Origin of the sequence: Escherichia sp. KTE172, from assembly GCF_000408845.1 — a bacterium.
Lineage (GTDB): Bacteria > Pseudomonadota > Gammaproteobacteria > Enterobacterales > Enterobacteriaceae > Escherichia > Escherichia coli.
Map to the genome: position 1 here is coordinate 1,519,146 of NZ_KE137316.1, position 14,655 is coordinate 1,533,800.

Annotated in this window: 15 protein-coding genes; 4 read left to right on the forward strand and 11 right to left on the reverse strand. The window is 54.7% G+C overall.

Annotation, left to right across the window (positions count from 1 at the left end):
• Positions 1-3: 3 nt before the first annotated feature.
• A complete protein-coding gene (gene murP, locus G434_RS16375; protein ID WP_001040486.1) occupies positions 4-1,428 on the forward strand; it encodes a PTS N-acetylmuramic acid transporter subunit IIBC in 1,425 nt (474 codons plus the stop codon).
• Between the two features lie 4 nt (positions 1,429-1,432).
• A complete protein-coding gene (gene pbp4b / locus G434_RS16370) occupies positions 1,433-2,734 on the forward strand; it encodes a penicillin binding protein PBP4B (protein ID WP_001322655.1) in 1,302 nt (433 codons plus the stop codon).
• Positions 2,735-2,791: 57 nt separating this feature from the next.
• Here the strand turns inward: pbp4b and yfeX are convergent, their stop codons facing one another.
• From yfeX to G434_RS16350, 4 genes are all read right to left on the reverse strand, one after another.
• Complete coding sequence (yfeX, locus tag G434_RS16365; RefSeq protein WP_001309638.1) at positions 2,792-3,691, reverse strand: porphyrinogen peroxidase; 900 nt, start codon at positions 3,689-3,691, stop codon at positions 2,792-2,794.
• Between the two features lie 95 nt (positions 3,692-3,786).
• Positions 3,787-4,362, reverse strand: a complete 576-nt coding sequence (locus G434_RS16360) for an RpoE-regulated lipoprotein (protein WP_000838958.1) — start codon at positions 4,360-4,362, stop codon at positions 3,787-3,789.
• Positions 4,363-4,422: 60 nt separating this feature from the next.
• Positions 4,423-4,872, reverse strand: coding sequence for a DUF2919 domain-containing protein (locus tag G434_RS16355; protein WP_001296281.1), 450 nt, complete (start codon positions 4,870-4,872; stop codon positions 4,423-4,425).
• The gene (locus G434_RS16350) at positions 4,859-5,284 is read right to left on the reverse strand and encodes a GNAT family acetyltransferase (protein ID WP_000406000.1); all 426 of its coding nucleotides are present in this window, start codon (positions 5,282-5,284) and stop codon (positions 4,859-4,861) included. The genes G434_RS16355 and G434_RS16350 overlap by 14 nt, the downstream gene beginning before the upstream one ends.
• A gap of 213 nt (positions 5,285-5,497) precedes the next feature.
• Between G434_RS16350 and amiA the strand changes: the two genes are divergently transcribed.
• Positions 5,498-6,367: an N-acetylmuramoyl-L-alanine amidase AmiA gene (amiA, locus tag G434_RS16345; RefSeq protein WP_000102892.1), complete on the forward strand. Its 870-nt coding sequence runs from the start codon at positions 5,498-5,500 to the stop codon at positions 6,365-6,367.
• Positions 6,368-6,370: 3 nt separating this feature from the next.
• Complete coding sequence (hemF, locus tag G434_RS16340; RefSeq protein ID WP_001309639.1) at positions 6,371-7,270, forward strand: oxygen-dependent coproporphyrinogen oxidase; 900 nt, start codon at positions 6,371-6,373, stop codon at positions 7,268-7,270.
• Between the two features lie 5 nt (positions 7,271-7,275).
• Here the strand turns inward: hemF and eutR are convergent, their stop codons facing one another.
• Genes eutR through eutH form a run of 7 tightly spaced genes read right to left on the reverse strand, consistent with a single transcriptional unit; the run spans position 7,276 to position 14,463 of the window.
• On the reverse strand, positions 7,276-8,328 hold the full coding sequence (eutR, locus tag G434_RS16335; protein WP_000753709.1) for an HTH-type transcriptional regulator EutR: 1,053 nt from the start codon (positions 8,326-8,328) through the stop codon (positions 7,276-7,278).
• 45 nt (positions 8,329-8,373) lie between these two features.
• Positions 8,374-8,874, reverse strand: coding sequence for an ethanolamine utilization microcompartment protein EutK (gene eutK / locus G434_RS16330; protein WP_001295463.1), 501 nt, complete (start codon positions 8,872-8,874; stop codon positions 8,374-8,376).
• Positions 8,875-8,886: 12 nt separating this feature from the next.
• Complete coding sequence (gene eutL, locus G434_RS16325; protein ID WP_001111043.1) at positions 8,887-9,546, reverse strand: ethanolamine utilization microcompartment protein EutL; 660 nt, start codon at positions 9,544-9,546, stop codon at positions 8,887-8,889.
• A 9-nt stretch (positions 9,547-9,555) separates the two neighbouring features.
• Positions 9,556-10,443, reverse strand: a complete 888-nt coding sequence (gene eutC, locus G434_RS16320) for an ethanolamine ammonia-lyase subunit beta (RefSeq protein ID WP_000372321.1) — start codon at positions 10,441-10,443, stop codon at positions 9,556-9,558.
• Positions 10,444-10,463: 20 nt separating this feature from the next.
• Complete coding sequence (gene eutB / locus G434_RS16315) at positions 10,464-11,825, reverse strand: ethanolamine ammonia-lyase subunit alpha (protein WP_000769961.1); 1,362 nt, start codon at positions 11,823-11,825, stop codon at positions 10,464-10,466.
• Positions 11,826-11,836: 11 nt separating this feature from the next.
• Positions 11,837-13,240 carry an ethanolamine ammonia-lyase reactivating factor EutA gene (gene eutA / locus G434_RS16310; protein WP_001098120.1) on the reverse strand — a complete coding sequence of 468 codons (1,404 nt, stop codon included), beginning with the start codon at positions 13,238-13,240 and terminating at the stop codon, positions 11,837-11,839.
• Complete coding sequence (eutH, locus tag G434_RS16305) at positions 13,237-14,463, reverse strand: ethanolamine utilization protein EutH (RefSeq protein ID WP_000512389.1); 1,227 nt, start codon at positions 14,461-14,463, stop codon at positions 13,237-13,239. Before eutH ends, eutA begins: the two co-directional genes overlap by 4 nt.
• Positions 14,464-14,655 lie beyond the last annotated feature (192 nt).

Sequence of the window (14,655 nt, forward strand, 5' to 3'; positions counted from 1 at the left end):
CCCATGGCCAAAGAGATCAGCAGTGAACTTCTGAACACCATTCTTACCCGTGTCGGTGGACCGGGAAATATCGCCAGTTGTGGTAACTGTATGACGCGCCTGCGTCTGGGTGTACATGACAGTTCACTGGTTGATCCCAATATCAAAACGCTGGAAGGCGTGAAGGGCGTCATTTTGACCAGCGACCAGGTGCAGGTCGTTTTTGGGCCAGGTAAAGCGCATCGCGCCGCAAAAGCGATGAGCGAGCTGCTGGGAGAAGCACCGGTACAGGATGCCGCAGAAATCGCCGCCCAGAACAAACGTCAGTTAAAAGCCAAACAAACCTCCGGCGTGCAACAATTTCTCGCCAAATTCGCCACCATCTTCACGCCGCTGATCCCCGGTTTTATTGCTGCGGGTCTGTTGCTGGGGATAGCGACGTTAATCGCCACGGTGATGCACGTTCCGGCAGATGCTCAGGGAACGCTGCCCGACGCGCTGAATTTTATGAAGGTGTTCAGCAAAGGCTTGTTCACCTTCCTGGTAATTCTGGTGGGCTATAACGCGGCCCAGGCGTTCGGCGGCACGGGCGTCAATGGCGCAATTATCGCCGCGCTCTTTTTGCTCGGTTATAACCCTGCTGCCACCACTGGTTACTACGCCGGATTTCACGATTTCTTTGGTCTGCCCATCGATCCGCGCGGCAATATTATCGGCGTGTTGATTGCCGCGTGGGCCTGCGCCCGCATCGAAGGCATGGTGCGCCGCTTTATGCCGGACGATCTCGACATGCTGTTGACCTCGTTAATCACCCTGCTGATCACCGCTACGCTGGCCTACCTGATCATTATGCCGCTGGGCGGCTGGCTGTTTGAAGGCATGTCGTGGCTGTTTATGCACCTGAACAGTAATCCGCTCGGTTGTGCGGTTTTAGCCGGGCTGTTCCTGATCGCCGTGGTGTTTGGCGTGCATCAGGGCTTTATTCCTGTTTACCTCGCGTTAATGGACAGTCAGGGATTCAACAGCTTATTTCCCATCCTTTCGATGGCAGGCGCGGGCCAGGTGGGCGCGGCGCTGGCACTCTACTGGCGGGCGCAACCGCACAGTGCATTACGCAGTCAGGTACGCGGGGCGATTATTCCCGGCCTGCTGGGCGTTGGCGAACCGTTGATTTATGGCGTCACCCTGCCCCGCATGAAACCGTTTATTACCGCCTGTTTAGGCGGCGCGGCGGGCGGTTTGTTTATCGGATTGATAGCCTGGTGGGGTCTGCCGATGGGCTTAAACAGCGCCTTTGGGCCGTCTGGTCTGGTGGCGCTGCCGCTGATGACTTCCGCACAAGGCATCCTTCCGGCAATGGCGGTTTATGCTGGCGGGATTCTGGTGGCATGGGTTTGCGGGTTTATTTTCACCACGCTCTTTGGCTGCCGTAACGTCAATCTGGACTGATATCATGAAACGGACAATGCTCTATCTTTCTCTGCTGGCTGTTAGTTGTAGCGTCAGCGCCGCAAAATACACTGTTCTGACAGAAAGTTCGCCAGAGAAAGCAGGGTTCAACGTCGAACGGCTTAACCAGATGGATCGCTGGATTAGCCAGCAAGTGGACGCCGGTTATCCCGGCGTAAACCTGCTGATTATAAAAGATAATCAGATTGTGTATCGCAAAGCCTGGGGAGCGGCGAAAAAGTACGATGGCAGCGTATTGATGGAACAGCCTGTCAAAGCCACCACCGGGACGCTGTATGACCTGGCTTCCAATACCAAGATGTACGCCACTAACTTCGCCCTGCAAAAGCTGATGAGCGAAGGCAAACTGCATCCTGACGATCGGATTGCGAAATATATTCCAGGGTTTGCCGACAGCCCGAACGATGCGATCAAAGGCAAAAACACGCTGCGGATTTCTGACCTGCTGCATCACAGCGGCGGTTTCCCGGCAGATCCGCAATACCCGAATAAAGCGGTCGCGGGCGCGTTATATTCCCAGGATAAAGGCCAGACGCTGGAGATGATCAAGCGCACGCCGCTGGAGTATCAGCCCGGCAGCAAGCATATCTACAGCGATGTCGATTATATGCTGCTTGGATTTATCGTCGAGTCGGTTACCGGTCAGCCACTTGACCGCTATGTTGAAGAGTCGATTTATCGCCCGCTCGGCCTGACGCATACGGTGTTTAATCCGCTACTGAAAGGCTTTAAACCGCAACAAATTGCCGCCACGGAACTGAACGGCAATACCCGCGATGGCGTGATTCACTTCCCGAATATCCGCACCTCCACTCTCTGGGGTCAGGTGCACGATGAAAAAGCATTCTATTCGATGGGCGGCGTTTCCGGGCACGCAGGTTTGTTTTCCAATACCGGCGATATTGCGGTGTTAATGCAAACGATGCTGAACGGCGGCGGCTATGGCGATGTGCAGCTGTTCAGTGCGGAAACGGTGAAGATGTTCACCACCAGCTCTAAGGAAGATGCCACTTTTGGCCTCGGCTGGCGCGTGAATGGTAATGCCACTATGACGCCGACGTTTGGCACGCTGGCAAGCCCGCAAACCTACGGTCACACTGGCTGGACCGGGACGGTGACCGTTATCGATCCGGTGAATCATATGGCGATTGTGATGTTAAGCAACAAGCCACATTCGCCAGTTGCCGATCCGCAAAAGAATCCCAATATGTTTGAAAGCGGTCAGTTGCCGATTGCAACTTATGGTTGGGTGGTTGATCAGGTGTATGCGGCGTTAAAGCAGTAATAAAAAGGCCAGTCAGTTGTGATACTGGCTGGCCTTTAATCATCGAATCAGAAACGATTACAACGCCATCAACTTGTCCAGCGACGGCGCGAAGTAATAGCCGCCAGTGACCGGTTTGGTGAAACGCAACATCGCATCACGTTTGCCATCGGTATCGCCAAACATGCTCAGCAGTTGCTGCTCAATGTTATGCAGACGCGCGCAGTAGGCGCAGAAGTACAGACCGTGAGTGCCACTGGCGGTGCCGTACGGCAGGCTCTGGCGAACAATCTTCAGCCCTTTGCCATCTTCTTTCAGATCAACGCGGGTCAGGTGAGAGGTTTCCGGACGTTCGTCGCCGTCAATCTCTTCGTTGGCCTCTTTAGTGCGCCCGATCATCATCTCTTGATCGTGAACGCTCATACGGTTGAGTTGCTTCAGGTTGTGCTCCCAACGCTGCACAAACACATAGCTGCCGCCCGCATCCACGCCGTCTTTGATAACCGCCACTTCGCGGCGCGTCTCTTCACCCGCCGGGTTTTCTGTACCGTCAACGAAGCCGCTCAGGTCACGCTCTTCAACCCAACGGAAGCCGTGGATCTCTTCTTTCACTTCAATGCAGTCACCAAAGGCTTCCATCGCCGCCTGAGCGACAGAGAAGTTTACGTCGTGACGCAGAGAAAGAATGTGGATCAACACATCGAACTGGGTCGTCGGCGCAAGGCCTTTACCGTAGCCCGGAAAATCTTTCAGCTCTTCGGCCCCAACGCCGCCGCTCAGAGCGCGCCAGGTGTTGTTACCAAAGGCAACCACCGCACCAAGATTCGCATCCGGGAATTTCGCTTCAAAAGTTGCCAGTTTGTCGGCAAATGTTTTACTGGCCGCACGCAGGGCGTCAACTTCCCCTTTCACGTTGGCTTCGATCCAAATCGCCGCGCGGCAATGTTCTGGCAAAATGCCACTCTGAACCTGAGACATTGTTCCTCCTGAAAATAAGAATGCCACGCAATCCGTGGCATTGTTGGGCGCTATTTTACGTGTTTTTTCGCGGCGGCGGTTTGTTCAGACGCAAATTAACGCCGCCAGATAATTTTACTGACTTTCCAGTTTTTCAGGGTATCGTCCGAAGGCATTAACCCTTCAGGACCACTCCATTCCCCGCTGAACTGGTAGCTAATATGTTGACTGCCTTCGGCTTTACATTCGACGGCACGATTATCATCACCATCAGCTTTTTGGCAATTGCCAAATGCTTTGCTGTAAAGGTCGCTAAACGGTGTACCGATTTTAACACCGGTGTCAGCAGGAATATCGCTATCCAGCACATCAATGCGGCTGATCATGCCTTGATCACCGTTAATCACCATCGCCACGTTGTCGCCTTTCATCACTTCAAAAAAGCGCACCACGTTGCCGTTCGCGGTTTTCATTCCGCTGCGCAGGCGATAATCGCCATCAAGCGCATCGGCAATGGGTTGTTCTTGCAGTGGTGTGGACGCCGTTAATTCACCCACGCCCTGCTCGCTCACTTTGGTGGACGACCCAAACCAGTTCCACGGGTTAGCGGCAGACCAGTTAACTGACGACATCGTGGAACAGCCGGTCAGCATCAACGGCATAGCGCATAACATTAAACGCAGCGATTTCATGTCACTTCCTTTGGTTATTCAATAACGTTGCTTGGAGTGCAAATTCACCAAAAAGTGCCGTTATTCTTTTTCTTCATTAAAACAAGCGCGTAAACGTCGATTGGTCAGCAGCCAGATTAACGCCACAATATCCGCCACTACCAGCGCCAGACCGATACCGCTAACGGATTCACCGTTCAGCCACAGCCACGGTTGCCAGCAAAGTAAAACCACTTGCGCCAACAGCAACAGAAAATAGAGCACATGCCAGATACGGGGAAATGAAGCCCGCCGACCACTCAGCAAAAATGCCAGCACCGCCGGAATACCGGGAATCAACCCCAGCCAGAAATTATCGTGATCGGGATAAAACAGATTTAGCAGCGCAGTACCCTGCTCGCGCGACGCACCGGCAATGACAAACAGCACCCAGGTTCGCGCCTGAAGCAATAGCACAAGCCAGAAGAGCAAGGGTAAACGCAGGCGACCGTGCGCATCATAATGGACAGGATGAAACTCAGTACTCTTCATCTTCAATCAAACGCTTACCCAGACTCAGCACGTCGGCGTGTTCATATCCCAGGCGTTCATACATTCCGAGCACCATGTCGTTATCTTCCGGCACGTTGATCTGAATTTTCGGACAGCCGCGAGCAATCAGCTTTTTCTCCAGCCGATTAAGCAACGCATTAGCAATCCCACGCCCACGAAACTCTGGATGCACGCCAAGATAATAAGCAGACCCGCGATGCCCGTCATAACCGCCCATCACCGTTCCGACCACTTCACCGTTCACCTCAGCGACCAGAAACAAACTGACGTCATGGTTCATCTTACGCTCGATGTCCATTTCCGGATCGTTCCACGGACGCAGCAAGTCGCAACGCTCCCAAAGGGTGATGACCTCTTCGAAATCTTCCTGGCGAAATACGCGTATCTCCATGGTATTCGTTACCTTTTTGCGGGTTAAAAGGCTGATTATGGCGTGAACGGTCGAATTAGCCAATATCTGACGAAAATCGGTTGAAAAAGTGGCATAATGGGGAGTTGTCAACTATTGAAATGAAAAGTAAAACAATTCTCATCAGCAAACGGTCGTAACGGATTACGCGATACGATATAACATCTGGAACTTTATTATTACAACTCAGGCCGTATGAGCACTTTTAAACCACTAAAAACACTCACTTCGCGCCGCCAGGTGCTGAAAGCAGGACTTGCAGCGCTGACGTTGTCAGGAATGTCGCAAGCCATCGCCAAAGACGAACCTTTAAAAACCAGCAACGGACACAGCAAGCCGAAAGCCAAAAAATCTGGCGGCAAACGTGTCGTTGTTCTCGATCCAGGCCACGGCGGGATTGATACCGGAGCGATCGGGCGCAACGGTTCGAAAGAAAAACATGTGGTGCTGGCGATTGCTAAAAACGTCCGTTCCATTTTGCGTAATCATGGCATTGATGCGCGTTTAACGCGTTCTGGCGATACGTTTATCCCACTATACGATCGCGTTGAAATCGCCCATAAACATGGCGCAGATCTGTTTATGTCAATTCATGCCGACGGCTTTACCAACCCGAAAGCTGCCGGTGCTTCGGTATTTGCCCTCTCTAACCGTGGGGCAAGTAGCGCAATGGCGAAATACCTGTCTGAACGCGAAAACCGCGCCGATGAAGTTGCCGGTAAAAAGGCGACTGACAAGGATCACCTATTGCAGCAAGTGCTGTTTGATCTGGTGCAAACCGATACTATTAAAAACAGCCTGACGCTCGGCTCGCATATTCTGAAAAAGATTAAGCCGGTGCATAAACTGCACAGCCGCAACACCGAACAAGCCGCGTTTGTGGTGTTGAAATCGCCGTCGGTTCCTTCGGTGCTGGTGGAAACCTCGTTTATCACCAACCCAGAAGAAGAGCGGCTGTTAGGCACTGCGGCGTTTCGCCAGAAAATCGCCACAGCGATTGCCGAAGGCGTGATCAGTTATTTCCACTGGTTTGACAACCAGAAAGCACACTCGAGAAAGCGGTAAGTGATGAAACCCGACGCACACCAGGTTAAACAGTTCCTGCTCAACCTTCAGGATACAATTTGTCAGCAGCTGAGCGCCGTCGATGGCGCAGAGTTTGTCGAAGATAGCTGGCAGCGCGAAGCTGGCGGCGGCGGGCGTAGTCGGGTTTTGCGTAATGGTGGTGTTTTCGAACAGGCGGGTGTCAACTTTTCACATGTCCACGGTGAGGCGATGCCTGCTTCCGCCACCGCTCATCGCCCGGAACTTGCCGGGCGCAGTTTCGAGGCGATGGGCATTTCACTGGTAGTGCATCCGCATAATCCGTATGTTCCCACCAGCCACGCGAATGTGCGCTTTTTTATTGCCGAAAAACCGGGTGCCGAACCCGTCTGGTGGTTTGGTGGCGGCTTCGATTTAACCCCTTTCTATGGATTTGAAGAAGACGCCATTCACTGGCACCGCACCGCCCGTGACCTGTGCCAGCCATTTGGTGAAGACGTTTATCCCCGTTACAAAAAGTGGTGCGACGAATACTTCTACCTCAAACATCGCAACGAACAGCGCGGCATTGGCGGGCTGTTCTTTGATGATCTGAACACCCCAGATTTCGACCACTGTTTTGCCTTTATGCAGGCGGTAGGCAAAGGCTACACCAACGCTTATTTACCAATTGTAGAGCGGCGTAAAGCGATGGCCTACGGCGAGCGCGAGCGCAATTTCCAGCTTTATCGGCGCGGTCGCTATGTCGAATTCAACCTGGTATGGGATCGCGGCACGCTGTTTGGCCTGCAAACCGGCGGGCGCACCGAGTCGATCCTGATGTCAATGCCGCCGCTGGTACGCTGGGAGTACGATTATCATCCAGAAGATGGCAGTCCGGAAGCGGCGTTAAGTGAGTTTATTAAGGTCAGGGATTGGGTGTAACTCCCTCACCCCCATTCCCGCATCCGCTGATGCAACGTCAACGACGGCTTCTCGGCAAACAGCTGCTGGTAATCCGTGGCAAATTGCCCCAGATGCCAGAATCCCCACTGCATGGCGGCGTCTTTTACCGTTGTGCTTTGCGACCAAGGGCTTATCAGTTCGCGGCGTACGGCGTTCAGGCGAATGCGTTTCAACCACGCATTTGGGCCAATGCCTAAAATAGCGTGAAACGCGTTTTGTAGCGTGCGGCGGCTGACATGCAGTTGATTACACAAGTCCAGCACCGTCACCGGCTCAGACATATTTTCCAGCACATATTCACGGGCGCGGGAAAGTAATCTACGGTAACTCTGATGACTGATGCTTTCCGCCGTCACCATTGGTTGCGCTTCTTCCAGCATCGCCCCCATCGCCATTAGCAAATTATCCCCCAGCACTTTTCGCACTGCAGGCTGATGGAGATTTTCCGGGTTCTCGCAAAACGTCGCCAGCGCCTGTTGGACAAAGCCCCACAGCGCGGCTTTATGCTGTTCTTTCACTTCCAGCGCCGACTGGCTACGCAGCATATGTAATACCCGATCCGGATTATGCAAAAAGTTAGCCTGACGGGTGATGACATCTTCAGAAAGCACTACGCCCAGGATCGTGTAATCGTCCGGCGTACTTAATTCAAACTCGGTTCCACCAGGGCGCGTCGCTATTTCTGCGCTTCCCAGACATTGCGAACCGATAAATCCCTGCTCACCGCGCGTCGCCGGAATGCCAAACCAGAACGAGTTCGGCCAGACCAGGCACGACTGACGCAGCGCCAGACCGGTGTATTCACGAAAAACCTGAATATCATCGAGTAGAATTTCCGTAAATTCACCATGAAACTTGCCCGGATGCAGCTGATCGTAAATCTGCTGCCAGGCGGTAATCGTCAAAGCATGTTCATAGACATCCGTTGTCTGTCGTTGATGAACATTATCCACTTCGACCTTCGGCGTGAGCTTCAGGTTTTCGGGTAAGGGTTCATGATAAAGATGGTGCAAATTGGCTGTACGGGTCTTTTTCATGATGTTAATGCCGGGTGTTGTAGGACACCCGGCACCTCCGACAGGTTAATGGGGCTTGAGACGATAACGACTACTGCGTTTACGTAACGTCCCGGCAGAAAAGAGCTGTTCGAGCGCATTTCTGGCTTTTTCGAGCGGCCAGCCAAAGTGGGCTGCCACTTCTCCTGCCGTCATTCCCTGACGTACTGATGTTAACAGCGCCAACAACTCGTCAGCAGATTCCGCGACGATAACTGGCGCGTCTGGTTCCTTTACGGGTTGCTTCGGCTGGCGGTTAAAGCCAGTAACCAGCCACTGGGTGTCATCGTCTGGCCGACCGATCTCCTTACGGCTGATGACACGCCCGGTACGCATCGCGGCAGCACAACCTGCGTCCAGCGCCGCACGACACGCCGCCAGATCGCCTTCCACCACCAGCGTTAGGCGACCAGGGTCAAGCACTTCATGACTGAGCAGACGAACGTTAGCTGCTTTGAGCATGGCATCCGCTGCATCTATCGCGGCGACCATGCCGTCCACTTCCAGCAATCCCAGTGCATTGATCATCGGCAACCTCCGTTACGCACGCTGGATTGGATTACGCGCGATTTCCAGCACTGCATCGGTAAAGGCGTTACAGGCTGCTTTACACGCGGCCTGGCTACCGGTTAAAAATGCTGCCGAGTAGTTGGTTTCAGACGGCGGCGGGACATAGGTCACCAGCTGTACGTCGGCAGATTTCAGGGCTGCATCAATGCCGTAGGTCGCTTCCAGCGGCGGTGCCACCAGATACGCCATCGGATCGCCAAGCGTGATCCCGGCGGTTGATGAGAGATAAGAACCGGTACGCGAAACTACATGTGCCAGGAATGCCGTATCTTGCGCATCATTAGCCCACTGGAAAGCCGCGCCATTTTCAATATGCGCAACCATCGCATCCAGACCAGCACGCACTTCCGCCGGGTTTGGCCCACCGAGCATAATCAGCACTTCACCGGCAGTCGGTGACGGTCCGTGTGCAGCTCCCGCATACAGCGAGCGGCCATACACCACTTCGACCATCGCCTGCTTGGTCGCTTCGTCAGCCGCAATGTAGGTTACGTCATCGGAGTCGGCAGAAATCAGCCCAAGGCTACGAATATGCGGCGGCAATTTCAGTTCACGCGCAAATTCGGCGTTAACGGAGGCAATCACCCGCATGGCGGTTACCGACGGTCGAATCAAATCTAAAGCTGGCATGATGCCTCCTTATCGGGTCATGTTGATGCCGGATGCTTTCTGCTCCAGCATACGTTTCGCCAAATCCACAATGACGGCTGCGGCTTCAACCGGCGGCGTGCCGCCCTGGTGAATGTTAGAGATACAGGTGCGATCGGCTTCAACGGTGGTTGCCATACGCGGCGAGTAAACGGCGTAGCAGGAGAGACTTTCTGACTGCCCTAATCCCGGGCGTTCCCCCACCAGCAGGATCACCACTTTCGCGCCGAGGATCTCACCGATCTGATCTTCAATCTTCACGCGACCATAACGAACAAAGAATGGCGTACCGACTTTCAGCCCGGCCTGTTTCAGGCCCGCCATCAGCGGTGGCAGGATCTCTTCGTAGTTCACGGTGATCGCATCAGTTGACAGGCCATCAGAAATAACGACCTGCACGTCCGGATTAGCAACACACTGTGCTTTCAGGGCTTCAACAGCTTCTGCACACAGGCGGCGGCCCATATCCGGACGAGTCAGGTAGAGATTTTTGTCGCTAATTTCAGAGCGGACTTCCAGCAAGCCCTGCGCTTTCACCCACTCTTCCGGCACTTCTTTCAGTACGGTATCTTTCGAACGAGAGTGATCGGCCAGGAAACGCAGCAACGCCTGGGTACGCGGACGCGGACCGGCACGACCGGTACAAACGCGGGCCACGGTGCTGCGACGCAGTTCTGTTAATACGTCTGCGCGATGCGGGTTTTCAACACCAATCCACGCTTTTGCTTCCGCAGAGCCTAAGTCCAGCGCGCAGCTTTCCGAGGTCACCGGTGCCGCGCAGGTGGTGGTGGCGCACTTTGCTTCTGACGGCGCGGGGGCCGCTTGTCCCATTGACGCCATCACGCTGCGTACAATTTCTTCAATCTGTTTTTGATCCATGATGTGTTATCTCCGCGTCATCAGAAGAACAGTGACGGATCGCCCGCCCGTTTGGTCAGGCGACCGTTTGCCATAATGCCCATGCTTTCCAGCCAGCGTTCAAACTCCGGTGACGGGCGCAGGTTGAGTAACTGACGCACAGTGGCAGTGTCGTGGAATGCGGTGGTCTGATAGTTGAGCATGATGTCATCGCCCAGCGGCATCCCCATGATGTAGTTGCAGCCTGCGGTGGCGAGCAGGATCATGAGGTTTTCGTTGAGGTTCTGGTCAGCGTCAGCGTGGTTGGTGTAGCAGCAGTCACAGCCCATAGAGATGCCGCTCAGCTTACCCATAAAGTGATCTTCTAAGCCCGCACGGATAATCTGGCGGTCGTTGTAGAGATACTCCGGCCCAATAAAGCCGACCACGGTGTTGACGATAAACGGATCGTAATGACGCGCCAGCCCATAGTTACGCGCTTCCATCGTCACCTGGTCTGCGCCGAAGTTCGCGCCAGCGGATAGCGCCGAGCCTTGCCCGGTTTCGAAGTAGAGACAGTTTTCCCCGGCGATACGGTTGAATTCCGCGCCCACTGCGCGTGCTTCATCGAGCATCGCCAGCTCCACGCCAAATTCTTTCAGCCCTTTTTCGCTGCCGCAAATACTCTGGAAAATCAGCCCGCCCGGTGCGCCGCGACGAATCGCTTCGATCTGGGTGGTGACGTGCGCCAGCACGCAGCCCTGGGTCGGAATGTTGAATTTGTCGATCACGCCGTAGATGGTGTCCAGCACGCGGCTTAAGTTTTCCACGTCGTCCGTCACCGGGTTGACGCCGATCACCGCATCGCCCACCCCGAAGGAAAGCCCTTCGTAGATTTGCGCAGCGATACTTTGCACGTCGTCACGGGTGTCGTTTGGCTGCAAGCGGGCGCTGAAGGTGCCCGGAATACCGATGGTGGTATTGGCCTTTTTGATCACCGGCATTTTCTTCGCGCCGTAGATCAGGTCCGCGTTGGAGCAAATCTTCGCTACCGCCGCGACCACTTCCGAGGTCAGCCCTTTGCGGGTAAAGGCAATGTCGTCCACGCTGGTTTCATCGCTCAGCACATACTCACGCAGTTCGCTGATGCTCCAGTTTTTAATCTGGTTGTAGGCCGTTTCGTTAACGTCGTCCTGAATCAGCCGCGTCACGCAGTCATCTTCATAGGCAATCACCGGATTATTACGGATGTCCGCTACCGTCATTTCCGACAACACCTGCTTTGCCGCCACGCGCTCCTGTGAGCTTGCCGCTGCAACGCCCGCCAGCACATCCCCCGAACGCAGTTCGTTGGCTTTAGCCAGCACCTCTTTTACATCCTTAAACTGATATACATTGCCGAACAATGTGGTCTTTAGTTTCATAAGTCGTTCCCTCAGGAAGGAAATGCGAGTGATTTCACCGTCACCGGCACAACCGATCCGCCAAAAAGAGGCGTACCAATGTCGATATAGTCCCCCGCGCGGACAATCACTTCGTCAATGACTGCCAACGGGAGTTGTTGTAGCTGTGGGCGCAACAACATGCCCAGAGCTTTACCAAAGTCCTGCCCGGCCACCACCAGCAGGGGATGCGGATTCGGAAAACGCGCGACGAAATCGACCAGCGCGTTGATGACCGTCAGTACCGCGGCGTAACGCACAGGCAGCGAGGCGGGAAGCGCCAGCACGTACGCGTCAGAATTGGGGCAAAGATCCAGCTGAATCAGCGCCTGTTGCCAGGCACTCACCAGATCCGTTTCATCAATTGGGATCGCCACCGGCAAATTGCGCAGCGGCAGTTGTACGCCCTCCAGCCAGATTGTGCTACCAGAGAGCGAAAGGGTATGTGCACCCGCGCCAATCACCGTGGCGCGTACGGTTTGCGCCGGAAACTGCACGTTCATCTCACGCAGGCGCGGATGGTCATGCAGCGCCGTTGCCAGAAGCGGGCCGATATCGGCAAAACAGAACGGGTCGGCGGGCTGGTGGCGATAACATTCGCCCACGCCGCCAGAAAGCGTAATGATTTCGGGCGTAACACCTGCGGGCAGCAAACCGGTTTGCATCAATGCCTGCGCGAGCGGCGAGAGCGTTCCGTCAATCACTTCGACAATCAGCTCTGCCATCCGCCGGGTAACCTGCACCAGCTGCGCGCCGGTCAGCGAACGGGCGTCAGTGCCTGCACCGAAGCACTCATCCACAATCATCTGCCCCGGTTTATGAGCGTAAACCACGCGCCCCTGGCTGTCGGTTTCCAGCAGGCGACCGCCGACGTTGAGGCAGGCGGTGCCGCTGATTTTTCCGGCATCGAACAGGGCGTAGTTCGCAGTGCCACCGCCGATATCGATATTCAGTACCCGACACAGCCGTTGTTCAGAAAGGGTTTGCGCCCCGGCACCGTGACCGGCGATCACGGATTCGAGATGCGGCCCGGCGCTGGCGACGACAAAATCGCCCAGCGACTGGGAGAGCGTCATCACCGCCGGGCGAGCGTTGCGGGTTTTCGCGCTTTCACCGGTGATGATGATGGCACCAGAATCAACGCTTTCCGGCGCAATGCCCGCAGCCTGATATTGCTCAAAAATCAGCGATTTCAGTTCCGCTTCTTTTAAACCACCCTGTTTATCGACAGGGGTAAAGAACACCGGGCTTTGCCAGCTAATTTCGCGTTTGATGAATTCGTAGCGCGGCACCTGCGACACCGCCGCACGGTTAACCAGCTCCAGGTGGGAGAAGATCACCTGGGTGGTGGTGGTGCCGATATCGATACCGACGCTCAGTAGCTGGCTAGTGTTCACGATTGCGCCTCCGCTTCGGTTTTAGCCGTGGTCGCGTCTTCTTTTGGCACCAGCATCATCGCCACGCCAATTGCCGTTACGCCGCCGATCAATTTGCCGACAATCATCGGGAAGATCATGGCGTTCATGTTGGCAGCGGCGAAGCCTAAGTGGTCACCCAGGGCGAAAGCAGCGGAAACGGCGAAGGCGCAGTTGATGACTTTGCCGCGGGTATCCATCTGCTTCATCATGCCAAACATTGGGATGTTGTTGGCAAGCGTTGCCACCATGCCAGCTGCCGCGATATTGTTCATATTCAGCACTTTACCGACGCTCATCAGCGGTTTTTCAAACCAGCGGGTCAGCAGCAATACCATCGGGTACGCCCCTAACAGAACACAGGAGATAGAACCGATAACTTCAATGGCGCGCATCACTTCACCGGGTTTATCGCCAGGGGCCATAAAGATAGGATCCAGACCGGGGATCAGTTCCCAGCCAAGGAGGAATTTCACTACCGCGGCAGCAAGACCGAGGGTGATCAATGCAACGAGGAATTTGGCGAAGATCTGGAAGCCGTTGATCATTTTTTCCGGGATGAATTTCAGCCCCAGCGCCACCAGCACCGCAACGATAAGTACCGGGATCATGTTCATCAGGATCAGCGCAAAGGTGAATTCCACCGGCTGACCGTTGATCTGCACACCGGAGTACATAGCAACCAGACCACCAGCAATACAGCCAATCGGAATGGTCACAATGCCCGCCAGCACGCCGAGCGCCAGATAACGACGGTCAGAAGGTTCGATAATGCCGAGCGCCACCGGAATGGAAAACACAATCGTTGGCCCCATCATCGACCCGAGAATTAATCCAGAGTATAGCCACGCTGCTACGTCGCCGCCCGCCAGCTCTTTGGCGAGGAAGAAGCCGCCCATATCGCACGCCAGCAGTGTTCCGGCGAACATTGACGGGTTTGCGCCGAGCATTTCGTAAACCGGGATAATCACCGGCCCGAGTACGTGGGCCAGTACCGGTGCCAGCGCGGTCATACCGACCATAGCCAGGCCCAAAGCGCCCATTGCCATAAAGCCTTCTTCGAACTGACCGCCGGATCCTTCGATACTTTTACCGAACTTACCGAGGAAACGAGCAGAACCGCCGAACTGCGACAGGATCCTGTCTACGGCAGCTATCAGCATAAAGAACATCATGATGTACATGATGATTTCGTTAATTCCCATCGCCTTTACTCCCTGTTAGTTGTTATTTATTGGCGGATGCGGCGTAAACGCCTTATCCGCCCTACATGTGCAATCCTGTAGGCCGGATAAGACGCAGCAAGCGTCGCATCCGGCAATTGCACCGCGCCACTGGCGGATGCGGCGTAAACGCCTTATCCGCCCTACATGTGCAATCCTGTAGGCCGGATAAGA